Source organism: Pseudomonas sp. FSL R10-2964 (genome assembly GCF_009600035.1).
Taxonomy (GTDB): Bacteria; Pseudomonadota; Gammaproteobacteria; order Pseudomonadales; family Pseudomonadaceae; genus Aquipseudomonas; species Aquipseudomonas bubulae.
This window is the reverse complement of sequence record NZ_WIWH01000059.1, coordinates 1-18,614: the sequence shown is the minus strand read 5'-3', so window position 1 is coordinate 18,614 and position 18,614 is coordinate 1. Positions and strand designations below refer to the sequence as shown.

Annotated in this window: 25 protein-coding genes; all 25 read right to left on the bottom strand. The window is 60.0% G+C overall.

Annotated features, from left to right (window positions below):
- Positions 1-20: 20 nt before the first annotated feature.
- Positions 21-1,973, bottom strand: a complete 1,953-nt coding sequence (locus GHN92_RS22665; protein WP_153381232.1) for a hypothetical protein — start codon at positions 1,971-1,973, stop codon at positions 21-23.
- Between the two features lies 1 nt (position 1,974).
- Complete coding sequence (locus tag GHN92_RS22660) at positions 1,975-2,925, bottom strand: phage baseplate assembly protein V (RefSeq protein WP_153381230.1); 951 nt, start codon at positions 2,923-2,925, stop codon at positions 1,975-1,977.
- Positions 2,898-3,608 (bottom strand): hypothetical protein, encoded by a 711-nt coding sequence (locus tag GHN92_RS22655; RefSeq protein ID WP_178102683.1) that lies wholly within the window; start codon positions 3,606-3,608, stop codon positions 2,898-2,900. The genes GHN92_RS22660 and GHN92_RS22655 overlap by 28 nt, the downstream gene beginning before the upstream one ends.
- A complete protein-coding gene (locus GHN92_RS22650; protein ID WP_153381226.1) occupies positions 3,605-4,147 on the bottom strand; it encodes a DNA-binding protein in 543 nt (180 codons plus the stop codon). Before GHN92_RS22650 ends, GHN92_RS22655 begins: the two co-directional genes overlap by 4 nt.
- Positions 4,144-5,058 carry a hypothetical protein gene (locus GHN92_RS22645; protein ID WP_153381224.1) on the bottom strand — a complete coding sequence of 305 codons (915 nt, stop codon included), beginning with the start codon at positions 5,056-5,058 and terminating at the stop codon, positions 4,144-4,146. The genes GHN92_RS22650 and GHN92_RS22645 overlap by 4 nt, the downstream gene beginning before the upstream one ends.
- On the bottom strand, positions 5,055-5,765 hold the full coding sequence (locus GHN92_RS22640; protein WP_153381222.1) for a phage tail protein: 711 nt from the start codon (positions 5,763-5,765) through the stop codon (positions 5,055-5,057). The genes GHN92_RS22645 and GHN92_RS22640 overlap by 4 nt, the downstream gene beginning before the upstream one ends.
- A gap of 7 nt (positions 5,766-5,772) precedes the next feature.
- Complete coding sequence (locus tag GHN92_RS22635) at positions 5,773-7,359, bottom strand: phage tail protein (protein WP_153381220.1); 1,587 nt, start codon at positions 7,357-7,359, stop codon at positions 5,773-5,775.
- An 8-nt stretch (positions 7,360-7,367) separates the two neighbouring features.
- Positions 7,368-7,958: a phage tail protein gene (locus tag GHN92_RS22630; protein ID WP_153381218.1), complete on the bottom strand. Its 591-nt coding sequence runs from the start codon at positions 7,956-7,958 to the stop codon at positions 7,368-7,370.
- Positions 7,951-9,126: a baseplate J/gp47 family protein gene (locus GHN92_RS22625; protein WP_178102682.1), complete on the bottom strand. Its 1,176-nt coding sequence runs from the start codon at positions 9,124-9,126 to the stop codon at positions 7,951-7,953. Before GHN92_RS22625 ends, GHN92_RS22630 begins: the two co-directional genes overlap by 8 nt.
- Complete coding sequence (locus tag GHN92_RS22620; protein ID WP_153381216.1) at positions 9,123-9,440, bottom strand: DUF2590 family protein; 318 nt, start codon at positions 9,438-9,440, stop codon at positions 9,123-9,125. The genes GHN92_RS22625 and GHN92_RS22620 overlap by 4 nt, the downstream gene beginning before the upstream one ends.
- Positions 9,437-11,419 carry a phage tail tape measure protein gene (locus tag GHN92_RS22615; RefSeq protein ID WP_153381214.1) on the bottom strand — a complete coding sequence of 661 codons (1,983 nt, stop codon included), beginning with the start codon at positions 11,417-11,419 and terminating at the stop codon, positions 9,437-9,439. Before GHN92_RS22615 ends, GHN92_RS22620 begins: the two co-directional genes overlap by 4 nt.
- A gap of 6 nt (positions 11,420-11,425) precedes the next feature.
- Positions 11,426-11,566, bottom strand: coding sequence for a hypothetical protein (locus tag GHN92_RS23930; RefSeq protein WP_178102681.1), 141 nt, complete (start codon positions 11,564-11,566; stop codon positions 11,426-11,428).
- A 23-nt stretch (positions 11,567-11,589) separates the two neighbouring features.
- Positions 11,590-11,877 carry a putative phage tail assembly chaperone gene (locus tag GHN92_RS22610; RefSeq protein ID WP_153381212.1) on the bottom strand — a complete coding sequence of 96 codons (288 nt, stop codon included), beginning with the start codon at positions 11,875-11,877 and terminating at the stop codon, positions 11,590-11,592.
- 32 nt (positions 11,878-11,909) lie between these two features.
- Positions 11,910-12,365, bottom strand: coding sequence for a lysis protein (locus tag GHN92_RS22605; RefSeq protein ID WP_153381238.1), 456 nt, complete (start codon positions 12,363-12,365; stop codon positions 11,910-11,912).
- Positions 12,365-12,832: a lysozyme gene (locus tag GHN92_RS22600; protein WP_153381210.1), complete on the bottom strand. Its 468-nt coding sequence runs from the start codon at positions 12,830-12,832 to the stop codon at positions 12,365-12,367. The genes GHN92_RS22605 and GHN92_RS22600 overlap by 1 nt, the downstream gene beginning before the upstream one ends.
- The gene (locus GHN92_RS22595; protein ID WP_153381208.1) at positions 12,832-13,035 is read right to left on the bottom strand and encodes a hypothetical protein; all 204 of its coding nucleotides are present in this window, start codon (positions 13,033-13,035) and stop codon (positions 12,832-12,834) included. The genes GHN92_RS22600 and GHN92_RS22595 overlap by 1 nt, the downstream gene beginning before the upstream one ends.
- Complete coding sequence (locus GHN92_RS22590; RefSeq protein ID WP_153381206.1) at positions 13,032-13,244, bottom strand: TraR/DksA family transcriptional regulator; 213 nt, start codon at positions 13,242-13,244, stop codon at positions 13,032-13,034. Before GHN92_RS22590 ends, GHN92_RS22595 begins: the two co-directional genes overlap by 4 nt.
- Positions 13,244-13,693 carry a phage protein gene (locus GHN92_RS22585; RefSeq protein WP_153381204.1) on the bottom strand — a complete coding sequence of 150 codons (450 nt, stop codon included), beginning with the start codon at positions 13,691-13,693 and terminating at the stop codon, positions 13,244-13,246. The genes GHN92_RS22590 and GHN92_RS22585 overlap by 1 nt, the downstream gene beginning before the upstream one ends.
- Before the next feature lie 6 nt (positions 13,694-13,699).
- Positions 13,700-14,815 (bottom strand): DUF2586 domain-containing protein, encoded by a 1,116-nt coding sequence (locus tag GHN92_RS22580; protein ID WP_153381202.1) that lies wholly within the window; start codon positions 14,813-14,815, stop codon positions 13,700-13,702.
- 11 nt (positions 14,816-14,826) lie between these two features.
- On the bottom strand, positions 14,827-15,507 hold the full coding sequence (locus GHN92_RS22575; protein ID WP_153381200.1) for a virion morphogenesis protein: 681 nt from the start codon (positions 15,505-15,507) through the stop codon (positions 14,827-14,829).
- Positions 15,497-15,940 (bottom strand): phage tail protein, encoded by a 444-nt coding sequence (locus tag GHN92_RS22570; protein WP_178102680.1) that lies wholly within the window; start codon positions 15,938-15,940, stop codon positions 15,497-15,499. Before GHN92_RS22570 ends, GHN92_RS22575 begins: the two co-directional genes overlap by 11 nt.
- A complete protein-coding gene (locus tag GHN92_RS22565; protein WP_153381198.1) occupies positions 15,937-16,398 on the bottom strand; it encodes a head completion/stabilization protein in 462 nt (153 codons plus the stop codon). The genes GHN92_RS22570 and GHN92_RS22565 overlap by 4 nt, the downstream gene beginning before the upstream one ends.
- Positions 16,399-16,497: 99 nt before the next feature.
- Positions 16,498-17,217: a phage terminase small subunit gene (gene gpM / locus GHN92_RS22560; RefSeq protein WP_178102679.1), complete on the bottom strand. Its 720-nt coding sequence runs from the start codon at positions 17,215-17,217 to the stop codon at positions 16,498-16,500.
- A complete protein-coding gene (locus GHN92_RS22555) occupies positions 17,214-18,233 on the bottom strand; it encodes a phage major capsid protein, P2 family (RefSeq protein ID WP_153381196.1) in 1,020 nt (339 codons plus the stop codon). The genes gpM and GHN92_RS22555 overlap by 4 nt, the downstream gene beginning before the upstream one ends.
- Position 18,234: 1 nt before the next feature.
- On the bottom strand, positions 18,235-18,549 hold the full coding sequence (locus tag GHN92_RS22550; protein ID WP_306108749.1) for a hypothetical protein: 315 nt from the start codon (positions 18,547-18,549) through the stop codon (positions 18,235-18,237).
- Positions 18,550-18,614: the final 65 nt, after the last annotated feature.

The window sequence follows — 18,614 nt, the reverse complement described above, 5'->3', positions numbered from 1 at the left end:
CAAGTTTTGCGGCGATGGTCTCATTGGCCTGCGCTATGCGGTGCTTGCGACAATACTTTACGTACAGAGCCTAGGGTCGTGGTATTCGTCGCCGTGTCGGATAGCGTTTGCTCGATAATCGCGGCTTCGCCGACGTTGCCGTTAAAACCGGACATCCGGCGGATCTGCATTATAACGTTTGTCCCTTGTGCGGAGGCATTGTTTGCATATGTGATGTGCATCCTAAAGTGACGCACCGCATTGAAATGGGACGGAATTTTCCAGAGAAACTTAAGACTGACTCCAAGCTTCGCCATCACAGACTTATTAAGATCCCAACTCGCCAGATCGGATTTATCGTTCATCAAAATATCGATAGGCCGCAATACAACCGTCTTACGCTCCCACCCTTGAATCGAGTTATTGTCTAAAAACTGATAGTCAGCCCAACCAGAGCCATAAGTTATGGTTTTAACAGGCCCTTTCACTACACAACCCGTCACGTTAGAGTTGTAAAGGTTTAAGTCTGCTGAAGACCCTATATTTTGGAAGCCCGCAGCATGTACGTATTTTGATCCTAATGAGAGGACAGACTCACAATTTTTCCCTACGATAGATGGCCCGACACGAACAGGTCTATCCGGATCTCCAGCCGATCTGAAGAAGAATGTCTGAACCGCACGCTGCGCATTACCTACGGACACACGGTCTACGTCAAAATCCTTGCAGTCTGCGATGTACACGCCGGCGCTTGACCCACCAACAACACGCCCGAGATTCGGAATATGCACTCCGAAAATACCGCTGTTTTCGCACATGTTTGCCGCGATGCCGTTACCTTCTTTACCAATACTTTCCCACGTTTCAGTACATGGTGCGTGTTGATACTGATTAACCATAAAGCAGTTTGTAGAGTTAGCCATAAATCCAAGCGCGTAATACGCGCGGTATGGGTCAGGACGGATAACGTGGTAGTCGCGGGCCGTGCACATATGGTTAGAAGGTGTTTCCGGGGCGACGTCTGACCCCATTCCGATTAGTTGGGTCCAGCCTTCGCCCCATATGTTCCAGGCGTGGCAGTTCCAGGCATTTACAAAGTTGATACCGTACCCGCCCCATCCAGTTGGACTGCTGAACTCGGCAACCAGGTACAGGTCGTGCACGCAGGCATCGCGCGTTTCGACCTTCGAAGGATTATCGCGCAGGAATGTGCCAAATGGGAGGTTGGCATAGGACGGGTTTACAATGGGCACACCGGGGAAGGTTCCGGCGTCATACGCAGCCAGCGCCTTACTCCGGTTAGCCTCAAGGCTGGAGCCAATCACGATTCCGCCTCGTCCTTTTGAAAACACGGGATCTTCGAAAATAATGCCCGAGCCTGGGCCCTCTCCATAAAATTCAACTCGATCCATCACGAATGGCGGGTAGTTGGTCCTGAATTTTTCTGCGGTTGCAGGCACCAGGACGGAGCCGCCACCTTTGGCGTACACATGTTGTATTGCGCGCATGATAGCCAGGGCATTGCGCGACGAGTTCACCCCTACTGCGCCGCCAGGGATGGCCCCAAAGTCAACGATGCTAACGTGCTCGCCTGCTAGCTTGTTGTGCAAGGTCCGCCCAACAGCCCCTGGGGTGCCATTGTTAAACCCAATCATCCCCGTCCCTTTGTTAGGGTCTATGGGGTTGGCCATCGACATCTCAAGCGTCCTGACAGCGCTCTCAACCTCATCCGAGATCTCTGTCACATCATTACATTGCATGCGAAGCCGATAATCCCGAGTGCCCTTTACTACCCGCAGGTCATAAATCCCATTGGGTGCGGCAAACTGAACCAGGCCTTGTTGATCGGACACAAAAGGATTGTCCAACGCCAAGCCATTAGCGCCTTGCAGAACCTCTACCAGGCTCTCAGTACCTCGCTCATACAGATAGCAGGTTGCCGCGCTGAGGATGTTCCCCGCTTCGTCCTGGGCAAAGAAATTCTTGAGTTCCAAATTAGGCTCCGGTAATGGGCTTCAACTGCCCAGAAAGTTGTGCGCCGGTACCGGCATGAGCGGTGAACTGCGCCGCGCTAGTGGGGACTGGGCTCGATGCGTGCTGGTGGCCAGCAATATCGGTATTCATCTGGATCAACAGATCGATCACGTCACACAGCACCTGCAGCACGTTCACGTTCTCAGAACCGATCCAGTTGGTGGGAGCCACACTTTTTCGGGCGCCCATGATCCGTTCCAGTAGCTCGCCGCCCACGCTCAGGTTGAGTTTTTTAGCCACGACCTGGTTGAGGTCGCGACCGCTGGCCAGGTGCAAGTCGTCCAGTGCGGCTAGGCTCGCCGAACCACCCGATAACAGCTTGAGCGCGCCGATCGCTTCGATCGTTTTGATCCCCCCGACTGACTCAGTCGAATGGTCGTCAACATCCACCGTGCTGCTCTGGTGGCGTTCGGTATTAGTCAGGCTTTCAACATCCCGCTCGATCGACTTGTCACGGATCCGGCCTTCGGTCTGGCGCAGCCAGTTGCCGTCCACGTCGACGCGTTGCTGCGCGGCTTCACTGTGCTGCCACACCTGGTCGCCCTTGGGCACTTTCGGCAGGCTCAGGCCGTGCGGCAAAATCGTTTGGATGTACGGTTTGTTCGGCAGGCCGTAGGCGAAACACACGACCACCTGGGTGCCCTCTTCCGGGAAGGCGAAAAAGCCCATCTCGTCACCGCCCATGGGCATTGGCAGCGGCACCCCGGCCAGCACAGGCAATGCCGGGTCAGGCTCGCCGTCTTCCATCAGTATTGCGACGTCCACCGCAAAGCGCGGGCGGAAGTCATCGCAGATGCCGGCACCGGCCGGGGCATCAGCCACACCAACGACCCGGGCAAAGCGCGGCAAGTGATAACCGCCGGTGAGTTCGGGGAATTGCCGCTCTACACTGCGGCGGATTGCGTCTTCCATCGGATCGCCATTTGGTTGCCGGTGAGCGTCACCTGGGTGATGCGCTCGCCTTGGTTAATGGATGCACCTGGTCGCAACCCGGGAAGGGCCGCGATCATTGCGCTCTGGTTGTTCTGGTAGTCGCTGAACAGCTCGACCGGCAGTTGCAGCGGCGATCGAGCTCCAAAAAAGCTGTCGGCCCAACTGCCCACAAACACTTCGCCGTCGCCCTGCTGCTGCCACATAAAGTCAGGGATGCCGAAAACCCGAGGCAAGCTGTCCATGGCCTGGTAGCCAGCGGCCAGGTTGTAAAAAAACGGGGCTTTGACCTTGGCGTAAGCCTTGTCCGGAACGCGAAAGCTCAGCCCGGTTTTCTGGTTGATCTCGGCCAGTACCGTGCTCAGATCGGCATGACGCAGGTTGAGCGGCAACGGGTTGGCCAGGATCGCGGCCAGCTCACGGCAGAACAGCACCTGCTCGATTGCGTTGGACGAGGTGCAGCGCTCGACGTAGCCAATAAAGTGGCGCTGCAGCGGCTTGTCGTTGTAGCCGATATCGAGCGTCACCAGCCCTTTAACTGGTGCCGCTGCCTGAATGGTCAGCGTGGCCCTGCCCGGGGTGCGCAGTTCAAGGCGAACGTCATCGCTGACTAGGGAATACACCACCCCGCCGATGGTCAGCACCTTGTGCAGTTTCATGCTCACAAGACACCGCCCAGGTAGTTATCCAGTTTTTTAAGGGTGGACTCGAAGCCGGTCAGTTCCTGCCCTGGCTCGCCGTTTTCGCCAGTACCTGGTCCCGTCACGGATTGCCCCGGGGCGCCTTGCTGGGTCACGCTCTGGCCTGCGCGGCGTGTCTCGACCCGCTCGGGGTTGGAGAGCTTTTCCGACAGGGTGAACTGCACCAGCCAGGCGCGTAGCGTGTCGTCTTCGCGGGCGCTGACGCCGTCAGTGAACTCCACCTGGCGCACGCCAAACGCGGACGCGGTGTCGTTGACCACCCGGTAAGTTTTGAGTTGGCCACCGCTGCCGGTCGCTTCCGCCAGGCGCATCAAGTTGCGCAAAAATGCGCTGTCGACAAACGGAATCTGCAGCGTGACCGCCAGGGTCTTGGGCTTGAACCCTTTGTGTGCGGAGTCGGTGTTGCTGGTCTGGCCGGACAGATCGTCGCTTTCGATCCGCAGGTTGGCCGTAACCTTGATGTTTTTGCCGCGCACCTGTTCGCCATCAAGCAATAAGGTCATAGGCCCACCAGCTCGCGGACAAAGCTCAGTCCTTTCAGAGAGCCGACCAGCAGCACCCCAGCAGACAATCCCCACTCATGACCAGGTGCATCGCCCTGCAGCAGTTGCCGGCGCAACTCGGCGGCATTGCCCGGGCCAATCAGCCGCGCGCGCATGCTGTCGTCAGCGGCGGTGCCGGCGAACATCGATTTAAGGTCGGCCAGTTTTTGCGCCTGCGCCTGGCTGGCTTTGCGGGTGACCATCTTGGCCAGGTCAGCCATGGGCGAGCTGTCGGCGTAGCTCTCCAGTGCCGACAGCTGGCTGTTCAGGGCCTGGGTGGCGGCCTTGGTCATAGTGCAACGTTCCAGCGGCAACGCTCCCCAGCGCGGCAGTGTGCCGGCGGTGGGCAGCTCCCACTTTTCAGCATCGAGCGCGAACAGGTTTTTCGCCCGACGTTCGGCGCGCTGCAGGTCGGGCATAGGCAGCACGGCATTGAACCGGGCCAAGGTCGCGGCGAACTTGTCGTAGCGAGTGCCCAGGAACATCACCACCAGGGCGTATTGCGAGCCCGCCGGGCGGCTGTCGTCGCCGCTGTCTTCCAGCTTCTCGCCCAGTTGCTGCAGCAAGTTGGGAGCCGACAGGTAGCGCTGATAGCCGCGCCCCTGCCCCACTCCACTTTGAAACGGCGTAACCACCAGGCAGGCCGGTACTTCGCCCATGGCATCGGCCAGACCGGCACGACCAGCGGCGACGGCGGCTTCTGCAGCGGCGCCGACCGGCCCCGGTGAAGTCGTGGCCAAATCAGCCAGACCTTCAAGACGTTGCCCGGTGCTGGCCAGCTCGCTGCTGGCCAAGCCCTTGGCAACATCGAGGTTGCTCAGCCACTGGGTGGACTGCTCCGGCCAGCGCAGGGTGATGGGTACCCAATTCATACCGGCGCGGACTCCCACGACACAGCGTTGAGGGCGTCCAGATCCGCAGCTGCCCGCGCCGCTGCCAAGGCTTGCTTGAGTTCATTGGCCTTGCGCAGGCGCTGCAGCTTGAAGCTGGTGAATTCATTGCCCACCTGCAGCAACTGATCGCTGGTGTGATCCTGAAAGTCAGTTACCCCAGAACCATCACGGCAGACGTAGCCGCCGCCAAGGCCGCGCAGGATCAAACCGGTCAGGTTCAACTGGTCTTCGATTTGGGATTCGTAGAAAAAACGATCACCCAACGCCGCCGACCAGAATCCGCCGGTAATCTCCTGCAGGCAGGCTTTGTTGACCGCCGCCAGTTGCACCGTGTAGCGCAGCTCAAGCACAGTCGGTATGTCATCGACCCAATGGCCCTTACCCCAAATCTGGCCTGGGGCCGGCACTTCCAGGGTGTAGCCAACCGGCAGCGCACCGGCGTGCTCGATCACCATCGGCGCACGGGTTGCGGTGTTGTAAACCGTCAGCCCCTGATAGGAGTCGACCAACTGCCATTTGCGGCCATTCCACAGCGCGGCCTTTTTGGCCGGTACCGGCGGCGGCGCCACTTCCACGCAACCGCCCGGGATCAGCCACACATCAGGTTCCAGCGGCGAACGATCGGCCACGGTCTTGCCGGTGTAGATGCCCAGGTGATCGGTTTGATAAACGACTTTGGTGTCCATGGCGGTCTCAGTACTTGATGCAGGCAAGGAAGGCGATGTTGGCTGGCCGCGTCTCGGCGCCGCCGGTGGGGTTCACCGTGACCGGGTGAGCGTGGTCGGGTACCGGATTGACGGCGATTTTGTGTCGGTGCTTGCCGGCGGCGTCGCTGGTTGCCTTACTGCCGGCAGCGTTGGCCGGGCTGAGATAAGGGCCCGGGGTGTTGTTACTGCCAGGGGATTTGTCGATTAGGTGAGTGTGCTCACCGTCTTCATCCATGGTCGCGGTGGGCGTGTGCGCTCCGGCGGCGCCAGTCGTTGCCTCGTGACCGTGGGTTTGAATGGATTGCCCCTGATCACTGCCCAGACCCCGACCAACATCTATGCCCTTGCCGCCATCCCAGATACGGACAAACTTGCCCCGAGGATCAGGCAAGTTGAAAGTGCTGACGCCATCCCCGGCGCCGTAGGTGATGCCGATCTTGGCGAACAGCGCGGCGTAGACCGTGCGCGAGACCGCTGCACCATTGGCCCTAAACCAGCCTGGTGGTGGCGTGGCCATGGCAAACGTACCGATGCGGCCGACTTCTGAGTCCGCGATGCTTTTACGCAGGGAGTTGAGCGCCTTGGTGGTGGCCAGGATCTCGCTGCTGTCGGTGGTCGGATCGTCGCTTTTGGCGTTGGGCAGTTCACTGAGGCCAACATCTTCTTTCTGGGTGCCCCGAGCACGCAGGTGCAGATAGTCGCCATTGCGCAACGCATACTGTTTGACCAGGGCGCCGGTGATCGGCTCGACGGCGCGCAGATCGGTGATATCCCCCGCTACTTTGACGCTGGCCAGTTCCACCAGGTAATGGGCGGTACCGTTGCTGTCCACGTAGTCCACCAGGGCTTCACCAAAGACCACTTTCCAAGTGGCAACAGTTTCGTTGCCTTCCCGGGCTAGTGCGACGTCCAGCCAGGCTTTGGCCGGCAGCGCCGGGAATTGCGCCTGGACGGGCTGGTCCAACTGGACGCGGATACCCTCCACATAAGCAATACCCGCTTTGACCTGGTACAACCCGAAGCTGCGCTCCATCTGCAGGCTGTCAGCCAGGAAACAGACCCGGCCAAACACGTCACGGTTGCTCAAACGCTCGCGCAGATCGATACCGTTCAAGCGCACCGTAAAGTCGTGCTGCCAGGTACTGGCATCGACCGTAACGCCGGTCAGCGCCTGGGCGCCGTTAAACTCCACCAGAAAGTTGCGGGTGACGTTGTTACCGATCTGCAGCGGCGGGATATTTTTGCGCTTCTGCTGCACCGGCACGGTGGCCACAGCCAGCAGCACGCCCTCAGCGGCTTCCAGGCCGATCCAGTTAAAGTCCCAGTCACCCACGTCAGAGCCCACCATCAGGCTGTAAATCACCTGATTGGGGCTGACGTAGCCTTTGCGGTCGTAGGCCTTGATGTAAACAATTTGGGCTGCAGGCGGCTTGCCAGCGGCGCGATCAACCGGAGCGTTAGGATCCAGGCCTGGAACAAGGGCCAGAACGAAGCGCGCAATGTCGAGCGTCTCCCCGGCACCCTGCTTTTGGGCAATCAGACTCTCGCCGGCAAGGGTAATGCTAGCTCCCATGGGGGCTCCTAAAGTGGGTTCAAAAAGGTGAGGATTGCGAGCTCGTTGATCACGACCAGGCGGCTTGCGCTGTCGTCCAGCGTGGCTATCAGGGTCTGCTGATCATCGTTAAAGTCGGCCACGCCAATATTCAATTTCACCGGAGTGATGGTCACAAAGTCGTACCGGCGACAGGTGCGGCCGTATTGCTGCATCAGCACACGCAGCAATACCGGGTTTTCGCTCAGTTGCGTGTCGGACAAGTGCAGCAGCACCACGTCCCAATCCAAACCCGGCAAGCGCTCCTGGATCTCTACATAGCCCACGCCCAGGCGTTCAAAGATGCGGACCATGCCGGACGTGCTGCCAGCGTCCACGGCATTGATAAAGGCGAATTTCACCCGTCGGCGGTACAGCTTTTCCGGCTCACCGTGGAAGCGCTGAATGTCACGCTGCCAGGCCAGCAGATCGAGGACGCTCAAGTGGCAGGTTTCGGCGTCCATCTGCAGGAGCGGCCAGTTCAGCCAGTTCTCGGCCTTGCCCCACCAGGCTTGCGCGGCGGCTTTGAGCTTGGCCAGCTCCGGGCCGTCAAGCCAAAAAGGCAGGCTCAACTTAAGCATTCAGCTCCACCTCAACCCCGGACAGGCGTGGGATGGTCAGCTCTGACAAGATGTCGGCGTCATCGAAGTGCAGCGACTCAATACCGGAGAATTGTTGGTGCAGTTCCTCGCCCAGGCGACTGAAAGAAAAGCGCGACTGCGGATGGGTCAGCGTTGGCTGGTAGTCGCTGGCCGTGCTCTCGCGGAAAGCCGCACGGATAAACAGCTCGATATCAGATTTCAGCGCTGGCCAGCGTTCGGCGCCGACTTCGGCCTTTGGCCAGACGGTTATCCGCACGGTGTGCAGCGTGGCGGGCATCTCCAGTACCAGCAGGTCATCACCATGGCCATGGTTGCCCTGGTCACGGATATAGCTGTTGATCTCGGCCAGAAAGGTGTCCGCCGGCGAGTCGGCTTCAAACAGCACAAAGGCGTTGGCACTGCCGGGGCCCCGGGGCGCGTTGTGCTCAAAGTAAACGCCATCCGGCTGCACGCCCGGGAAGACCGAGATCATGGCGCGATAGACTGCATCGGTGTGCCACTGGTTGACCGCCGAGAACTGATTGCGGGTGCGCAAGCGCAACTCGTCGTCGGGCTCGGTGTCGGCACCGGGTTGGCTCAGCCAACCATCAGCGTTCACCACCTGCACCACCCCGGGCACCGGCTCCGGCAAAATCGAAAAGTAACCCGGGGCCAGGTTAAAACCGCTGCCCGCCTGCTTGGCGCGGGCCAGTACGCGAATCTGTGACTCGCCATCGGCAAAGCTGGCCGCTGCCACAGTCACCAGTTCGTACACGTTGCCGTTGATCGCAATCGACTGCACGCGTGTACCGGCGGGCACTTCCAGCAAACCGGCCAGGGCGCTGCGGGTGAACAGCAGCAAGCCCTCGGCCTTGGTCGCAGGCTTGCGGGTGACGTTGACCGCCCAGGCCAACATATCCAGCCAGGCACCGTTGGCAGTCTTGACGAAAAAATTCGGCAACACGGTGCCGGCGATAAAGTCGATCAGCCACATCACGGGCTTGGTCACCAGTGCGGTGATCACCCGCCAGAACGGTGACCAGGCACTGGTATTGCTCAACTTGCTGCCCTGGGCGACCACTTCCAGCTCCCAGGCCGCCCGCAGCTTGGCCTCTGTGGTCGGTATCCCGGCGTCACTCAGCGCCTTTTTAAAATCCACATCACTCACAGCGTTACCTCAACAGATCCAAATTCAACGGTTTTGGCCACCAACAGGTACCTGCCCTTGCCCTCTTCAAGGATTTGCACAGTGCCCGGTACCAGGCGCACATCAGCCTCCACCAACAGCTCAAGTTGCTGAATGCAGTCGGCTCGGCGGAAGCGATCGCGCTCGGCCACCAGGGTCACCAGCAACCCGCTTTCGCGGATCATGTGGCCGATGTCCTGGGCGATGCTGCTCCGATCGTCCACCAGCAAGGGCTGGTTTGAGGGATCCAGGGTCAGGTCGTTATGGGTGATCAAAAGATCGATATAGAGGCTCATCCGCCCACCGCCATGGCCATCATGTTTTCCATCTCCAGCGGGCTCATGGGCTTGGCCGTGTGGATCTCGACCTTCTCCACACGCATGGCCTTGTCCTGACTGCTGGTGTTCTGAATGCTGGTTAGCAAGCCGCCCCGGGGCACCGCCGAAGGCCGCGACGGTGAAAGGCTGGGAATGGCCGAGTTGATGGTCTGCTGGGCTTTCTGCGCCGAACTGGCGGTGTCGGCCGCCCTTATGGCCGCTTCGGCGCCGGGCACTTGGGGCAGATCGCCAAAGCGGGTTTCGATATTCACGCCCGGGATCTTGTTCATCATCTCAATCAGGCCGTTGATGGCCTGGTTAAAGACGTTGGCGATGCCGTCCCAGGCGGCTTTCGCCATGCCCGACCAACCTCCCATGGAGTTAAACCAGTCCGACAACGCGCTGAGCTGGTCGCAGACCCACTTGAACGCCTCGCTGTTGAGCAGTGCCGAGGTCCATTCATCCCAGTAGTAAACGGCAGCCACCACCGCCGCGATCAGCGCGACAACCCCGACCACCACCCAGGTGATGGGGTTGGCCAGCAGCGCGGTGTTGACCAGCCAGATCGCGCCCTGCCACAACAGCATGGCGCCGCGAACGATGCCAAACCACGCGACCATGGCCACCATGGTCAGGATGAAATTGGCCGCGACAACCAGGTGGACCAGGAACATCGCAATGCTCTTGAATCCCGTCCAGGTCAAGACTTTCCAGACGGTGATCATGCCCAGCCAGACCATCTTGCTCAGGCCCACCACCAGCGTCAGCGCGGACATAGCCGCCGTGATGCCAAGGACGGTCAGCGAAGCGATGCTGATCACCCGGGTGATGTTGGGGAAAAGCTGCGACCAGCGTGTGAGGGTCTGCGCCACGCCGGTCAGCTTGGCCATCAGCGGCCCCAGTATCGGAATCAAGGCCTGGCCGAAGGCAATACGCAGCGCCTGCACAGTGGCGCCGAACTGCTGCCACGGATCGACCATGGCCTGGGCCATCTTCTGCGCGCTCTCCAGACCCCGGACTTTGCCCAACTGGTCCAGGCCATTGCGCAGCCGTCCGGTGTCCTTGGCCAGTGCGCCAATTACCCGCGCGCCCTCGCCACCAAAGGCCTCCGTCAACGCAGTGCCACTGGCAGCAGTGGTCAGGCCGCCAAACTTGCCCTGCAGCTTGTCCAGGATGTCGAGCATCGGCATCAGCTTGCCGTTCTGATCTGTGAACTTGATCCCCAGCTTGTCCGAGGCGGCGCCGATGTTTTCAAACAGGGCCTTGTACATGCCGCCGGCATCGCCACCTTCCATGGTGCTGCTGAGCGAGCCAATCACCGCGAACTGCTCGGCGATATCGACACCTGCAGTGGTGGCAATGGCGCCGAACTCTTTGAAAGCATCCTTGAGCTGGGCGCCGTCGGTGCGGAACAACTGCACCGCCAGAGCGGTTTGCCCGCCCATCATCTCGACCCACTGGCTTTTGCCCATGGCATCGGCCTGGTCTTTGAACAGGTTGTACATGGTGCCCACATAGGCGCCCATGGTGTCGGCGTCAGTTCGGGTGGCCTTGGCCAACAGGTTGCTGGTGTTGGTAAAGGTCGCCAGCTGGCTGCCGCTCAAGCCCTTGATAGCGCCCTCAATGCTGTACGCCGAGGCCACAAAATCCCGGGAGTTCTCACCGTAGGCCACCGAGAATTCCAGCGACTTGCGGTTGAGCGCATCCAGCGCGTCCTCGGCCACGCCCAGGGAGCGAACTTCGCCCAGGGCGCGGTTCATCTCCAGCGCCGGCTCCAGGGACTGTTTAATCGCCACACCCGCGCCCACCAAACCACCCAGCCCAAGGCCGATGGTTTTGATGTTGTTTTGGCCCTGCTCTGCCAAGTCCGAAAAGCTGGTTTTCACCCGGCCAAGCGGCGCGGTGATCTTGTCGGTCAGGCTCAAGATAAAGGCCAGGCGGGCGCTGCGATCTGCCATGTGTCGTTATCCGTTCAGTGCATAGGCGATGCCGTTGGCCACCGCGATTTCCATGCGTTTCCAGTGTTCGTCTTCCAACCACTTGGCCGTGCCCATGTTCTCGATCGAGGGCTCAGCTCCGGGCAGCCAGCGAGTGGTCAGGGCCATCAACTGACCCAATCCGTCTTCGCTCAGGCGCTCAGCGTGCTGGAGTGCTTTTTTACGATGATCTCAACGTCCGGCGCGTACTCTTCAAGCAGCGCACCGGCCAACTGCAGGACCATCGCCGGGTTGCTCAGCAGGGGCTTCAGCGTGGCGCGTTCCTGCTGGTCGACGGTGTTGACCAGCAGGTTATTGGCCGGGGCCACCTTGTTGTTCTGGGTCAGGCTGTTGAAGTACTTGGTCACGTCCTGCGGGGTCAGGGTGAAGGTGAATTCCTTGTCGCCTACTTCCAGGGTGATATCGCGGCGGTCAGTCATTGGGTATATCCATTCAAGGGTTGGGGTAACGGTTAGCGCAGGCAGATCCTGCGAACGTGGTCTTGCAGGCCCAGAATCATTTCGTGACTCAGGGCGAGTTGATTTCGGAGGGTGAAATAATCCGATCGAGCGTCTGCTGCGAGTTCGGCGGGTCCTGCATCAACCACGCTGCCGGAGCCGGTCTGGTCGGGCTTTGGGGTGCTGCAGGTGGCTTTAACGAGCAGCCGCTTACCGCCACCATCAACAGCACGGCGCAGGTCATTGATTTCAGAAAGTGCATGGTTAAGAGCCTTGGTTCGGGTGCGGTCGTTTTCGTCGCGGTCGGCCAGCATTTCGCCGCTAATACGGGCTGCTTCGCGCAGGTCGACAACTTCGGAGTAGGCGCTGTCGCGCTCACTGCGTGCGGTGTCGCGTTGCTCTTCGAGGAAGTGGATGTAGACCCACGCAACCAGGCCCAGCACCACGAGGAGAAAGCCATCGAGCTGCATCACAAACCCTCCTCGCACAACTCACGCTCGGCGGCGCGACGATTGACCAACCCGGCCAGTTGTTTGCCGCCCGCATAGATCCAGCGCGATAGCTGGGCGCAAGCGCCCCGGGCGTCACCGGCATTCAGCAGGCGCAGCAGTGTCGAGCTGGAAAACTGCCCCTCACCGACGTTGTAAACAAAGGATCCCAGGGCAGCGCGGCGCGTATCTGGCAGCGGCACGCGAACCTGGCGATCAACCGCGGTCAATGCGATACCCAATTCACGCTGCAGCAGCTGGTCGCACTGCGCCGGTGTGGCCCGATCGCCCAGCTTTACGCCCTGAGTGACGCCTTCACAGATAGTCGGAATACCCACCGGGTCGAGGTAGGCCACCAGTGAGCGGCCCTCAAACCAGGTGACCAGTGCGCCGGTCATGCCCAGCACGCCTGTTAGCGCGCCAATGGCGATCTTGTTACGCAGGTTCATCACTTGCCCTTCCAGTCGCGCAGCATTTGGCGGTATTTGGGCACCAACAACAGAATCTGCAGCAACGTGAAGAGTGCAGTCAGCATGTAGGCTACGGTCGGCCAATCGACTGCCCCTGTTGCGCCGGTAGCAGTCACGCCGATGGCCGGAGCCACCTTTGCAAATGCAATGGCAGTGTCCTGAGCGGCCTGATTCGTGCTCATCGGAGAACTCCTTTCTCAAAAATGGTCTGGCATGGCACGCAACGCAGGATCCCGCCCAGTGCCTGGCGTGCTGCAGGGATTGCGCCGTCACAGTCCAGGCATGCGCTACGGCTTGGCCCGATCGGGCGCGGCTGGGCCAACTGGGCGGCAATCGCCTGGTCGCGCTGACGTTGCTCCAGCGCCTGGGCGCGATCGAACGGGCATACCATCAGCTCAAGCCCTCGATCTCGGAGGCATCCAGATACGGCACGCCGTTGATGCGGATAAAGTCCGGGCTGGTGACGTCAAACGGCACCTTGTGCTTGGATTTCTCGCCGCCTTTGGGGTCGACATTGAGCAGGCTGGAAACCCGCAACTTGCAGCCAAACGCCTCCACGCGCAGCTCTTCGTCGCCCGCCTTGGCAAAAAATACGGTGTCGAACGGCTCAAGCTTGCGAAAGCTACCGACAGAGCGTGCGGCCTCGATCAGCAGGTTAAAGTTGAATGTGTCGAACTCCATTTCCCCGCTGGCCGAAACGTCACCGTCCACATGGCCATTGGGCACGCCCTTGCTCTGTGCCACCGCCGTGCTGTCGGTGATATCGAGGGTGCAGCTATCAACGTGAACCTGCAGATCACCCAGGTTCACGTCGAAATTCTTGCCGCCAATACGTGACATAGGGGGTTACTCCGAATCGTCGGTGGAAAGATCGAGGGCGATATTGGCCGTCAGGTCTTTCGGGCAATTGAGTGGCCGGATCTTGATGTAGATCTCAACCTTGGTTTTGCTGAGCCACACCAACACGATGTCGCCGTCCTTAGGTGCCTCGATCTCGCCCGGGAACACCTGGCCGGCGAACGTGGCGGACTTGGCCATCTGGCGCAGAGGCTTCATAAAGGCGCTGATTGCAGCGGCCATGCTGTTGGGTGTGTTGTTAAGGCGGCGATCACCGACGCGACGGATCAGCAGCGGGCGTACCTCGCGCGCTGCCTTGTCAGCCAGGCGCAAGTACTCCACCACCTGGAAGTCGCTCGCCGGCGCATCGAGCATGTTGCCGTCGCCCCAGAACACGCCCGGGTAATCCGGGTAGGTCTGCGAGACCGAGAAACGCGCCTTGTCCAGCTCGGCACGGATCGCCGATGGCAGCGGCACACCTTCGAGGTCGGCAGGCACTGCGCCCAAGCCCAGCAGCGCACCAGACGCCACGCGCATGGGGCTATCGGCAATGCTCACGGCAGCATTGCCCAAGCGACCGGCCAGCACGCCTAGGTCATTGCCGTGCAACTGCGGCACGACCAGGACACGCGGCGCGGCCAGGCCCGTAGTAATTGCCCGTTGCTCGACCAGGTACTGATCCCAGGTCTGCAGCGCGGTAATGCCGGCACTCGCCGCCATCACAAAAGCCCGGCGGCCATAGACGTTGTTCAGTGAGATAGCTGCGTCATGCATGGCTGAAAGCTGCGCTGCAGCCGTGACCGGCTTAGTGATCACCACCGCTTCGACCGAAAAACCCTGCTGCTGGGCGTTTTCCAGTGCTTCAGTCCAGTCACCCTCCGCCGCGATCGGCGCCGCCAGGCAGGCCCAGCGATCGCCACCATTGAGCATGGCGGCAGCGATCTGGGTTTTCAGGTCACTGGGCGGAATACCCAGCGCGCTGTCCAGGTCGCTGTCAGTGTTCAAGGGGATCAGTTGGCCGATGCTCTTGGCGCCGGTACCAATAAAAAGGAAATAGCGTTCGATCTCAGTCACGGCACCCTGGCCCAGATTGAGATTGTTAACGCTGACTTTGCCGAGTGCCATGCAGTGCCTCGCTAGCGGGGTGAATTAAGGATTTGTTGAAAGACCTGGTTAACCAGCTCGCTGGTTTCGTTGCCGCTGCTCACGCCGAGGAACTGGCGTTTGGGCAAGGTGATACCCCAGCTCTGGGCGCCGGTGGTCTCAGTTCTTTCATCGTTCAAAATGCGGATCAGCAGCCCGGCCTTGGCGTAGTTCACATGCTCTTGAATCCACGCCACAGACGGTTTGCTCAGGGTCTTTTTGCCCTTCACACGGACACGAAAACTCAACTGGCGCAGGCGCTTGGCCTGCTTGACCGTGCAAGCGATACCGGGCGGGACGGTGTTCCAGCGGCGCATCTGTGCAGCGGTACGTCGCTCGCTGACCCCGTTGTGCTGCTGGGAGGCAACCCAATTGGTCAGGGCGTTTTTCCAGCCCAGTTCGGCCTCATCGGAACTGACGCGGGTGACCTGCAGCAGCTTGGCCAACCCCGCTTCCATCTTCTTTTTGCCCTTGGCCGAACCCTTGCGCTCGGCAAAGGCGGTGCCGTCCAGGTTCTGCTGTTCACGCACGCGCTTGCGGCTCATCGAGCGCACACGCTTGGAGACGTTGTTCAGCAGCCGGCGGCGCAACTGGGGCGGCAGCTCAAGCAGGGCCAGTTGGGCTTCTACGCTGAGCAAGCCCCTGACATCGAGGTCGAGCGGATTAGCCGCCATGGCTGCCCACCTCGCCGTGCTCGGCAACCCACAGGTCGAACGGGACAAATGCCCAGATCTTGCCGAAGGCCTCGATCTCACCGTCTGGATCCTCGGCCAGATACTGCGGCTCGATAAATTCCAGGATTATGTCGACGTCAGCTGTATCGTTATCCAACATGGCCACGTCGAAAATCGGCGCCAGCAGTTCGTCGCGCTCCTTGTCGTTCACTTCCAGCCAGCTCCCCAGCAACGCCATCAGGCGCCCCGGGTGACCTGCAGAGCGCTCAATGACGATCGTTGCGGTGTAACGCATATCGCCCATGTGCAGACCGTCAACATCAGGCTTCCAGATCAGTTCGAGCGTGACCTTGTCGGCCCAGCTGTCGATCTGCTCAGCAGGCGCGACCTGGCGATCTTTGAGGTACTGAGTCAGGGCGATAAGTTTGATCACAGGAGTGCCGCCGTCATACGACCACGGCCCTGCAGCGAACGAACGGCAGCCTGGCTAAATGCCAGAAAGGTCTCGGAGCGCTCAGGGGCTTCCTTGCCGGTGTTCTCGGCGATTTCCCGGCGGGTAATGGTTGGAAATTCCGTCAGCAGGCTGGCTTTGGCACGGCAGTAGACGGCGCGTTTGTACGTCTCAGCTTGAAATGTGCGCTCGGGCAGCACCATAGGGTCAGCAGATTTCACGCTGGAGACGCCCGCGATCTGCCATTTGCCTTTGCACTTGGCCAGGTCGGCGTTGACTTCGGTCATCGCCGAAACCAAGCCAACGACCAGCGTCTCAACCAAGTACTCCCCTGGAAGGCGATAGGCCTTCTGAAATTCAGACAGAGAGAGGTCGGGCCAAAAGCCGTCATTCTCAATCTGCTGCTCCGAATACCTGGAGGGGTTACCTGAAAAGCTCATCGCTGGCCGCTCGAATAGGGGCGGGAAAACTGTTTCAGTGGGTCAGGGCCATAAATGGCTGGCTCACATCCACAGTTTCTCGCCGGGGGGGGTAGTCGGTTACTCGGTGGCCGCTGGGGCCAGTTGTTTTGCCAGTGCCTTGCGACACTTCACGATGCGGGTGTCATTACCGGCTTTCGGGTACAGCTCGGTGGAGCGTTCAAGATGCTTGAGCGCGGTTTCCCACTCCTCGGCCTCCATAGCGCGAATGCCGATCAACTTGTGGTACTTGCTCGGGATCTGTTCCGTCAGCTCCCACTCGCCATCTACCAGGGGCAGCATGTTGGACAGGTAAGGCTCAGGGCTTCGCCGGGCTGTGTACTCGTCAAAGGCCCAATCGATCACCGCGTCAGCGACAAAGGTCTGAATGTCGCGGCGCTTGAAGCGCTCAGGCATCTGCTGCCCCTGCTCGATCGCAAAGTCAGCCAGTTCCAACCCGTCTTCAAACTCGGCCGTGTCGAACAGCCAGACCATCACCTGCACCAGAATGCGGTTCTGGAAGTTCAGGCCCGACTCGCAATAACGCCGTACATAGTCCTGGTACTTGGGAAGCAACTCGTCACGCTTGAGCAACTGGCGCCCCGCCATGCCCTTGATCGCACTCAGGCGCTCAAGGTCTTGATCCAAGGCTGCTTCCTGCAGCATCAGGTGCTTGCGGGCATTAGCGGGGCTGCCCAGGGCATCGGCAGGCGTATACGCCACCGGTGCGCCTGCTGCAGCCGCTACTGCAGCACTGCCCAATGCCAAGGTGCGGCGCTTGTGCGCCAGTGCCAGGCTCACGCTACGAGTTCCACGTTTTCGGTCAGTGCGATCTTTTCCAGCTGCTCGATCACATAACCTTCGTTACGGCTGTTGTAATCCTCGACGCGGGAGCGCTTCGGATTGTCGACCGTCTGCTTACGCCAGCTGGAGTCCTGGAAGTAGATCGACAGGTTGTCCCAACTGGTGACCAGCACGGCGTTGACCGGGAAGTTCGGCACGCTGAACGCTGGCAAACCACCGTAGGTCGAAATGACCTGAGCGTTTTCGATGCGCTCTTTTTCGGTAGGGGTATCGCCCTGTTTGGTGTACAGCTTGGCCTTATCAGCGGCCAGCAAGTCGCTGCCGATGATCGCCACCAGGTCACCGTCTTCACGCAGGATCTCGTCAACCACTTGCTTCGTGTCATGCACCAAAGCGTCCAGGTTGGCGTAATCACCACCCGCGCCCAAAGTGACCTTGCCGGCAACCGTGCCTTCCTTGAGCACCTGCTGCGGCGCCTGTTCGCGCAATTGCTGCAGCCAGCCTTTGTTCACATCCTGCAGCTTTGGATTGGCTGCCAGATCGGTCTGGACTGCCGCGTTTAAACCGTGGAAACCAATGACGATACGATCCTGGGCGATACGCTTTTGCACAGCAGCGGAATAGCGATCTTTAAAGTCCGGGAACTTCGCCCAGGCGTCGATCTTGGCGTAAGGCAAGCCCACGTCTGACTGGGTATCAGCCAGTTCATAGAGCGTGTGCTCCAGCGCAGAAGCATCCTTGGCTACACGGTCAGTGGTCTTGGTGTTAGTGCGACCAGTCACCGGGCCATTCACACCGATAAATACCTTTTCGCCCTTGATCTCACTGACCGGAACAACGTTGATGCGCTCCAGAAAGTCCGCCTTGGCGGTGATCGAGTCGTTCAGTTCCTGAGCGACCGAAGGCTCAACGCTGAACATCTTGCTGGCACGTTCGACACCGTAAGTTTCGGCGATCGCTTCCTGCAGCTCGGCGTATTGCTTGGCGCCCTTGGCGCTAAGTGGCTGGGCCATATCAGAACACCCGCTTTTTGGTAGTGGTCACGGGGCCAGGATTACGAGGCAACTGACGACCCGTGGTGGTGTTCTGCAAGGTGGTGAACTGTTTTTCCAGCTTGGCCAGTGCAGCAATGACCGCTTTGTTCGACCCACCGCCATTGCGACGGAACTCACGCTCTTCCTCGGCAGTAGTGACGATTTCGTCTACGGCCGCGCTCACATTGTCAATCGGTTCCGGGGCGGGGGCAGGTGCATCTTCAACAGCCGGCTCAATAACTGCCTTAATACCGGCAGCAACAATTAACAACTGCTCCAGTAGTGTAGTGGTCAACTAATCCCGGACACGACGTTAAGTTTTTCTTCGGCCCGAGCTGGCGCCAGCCCACCGTTGAATTG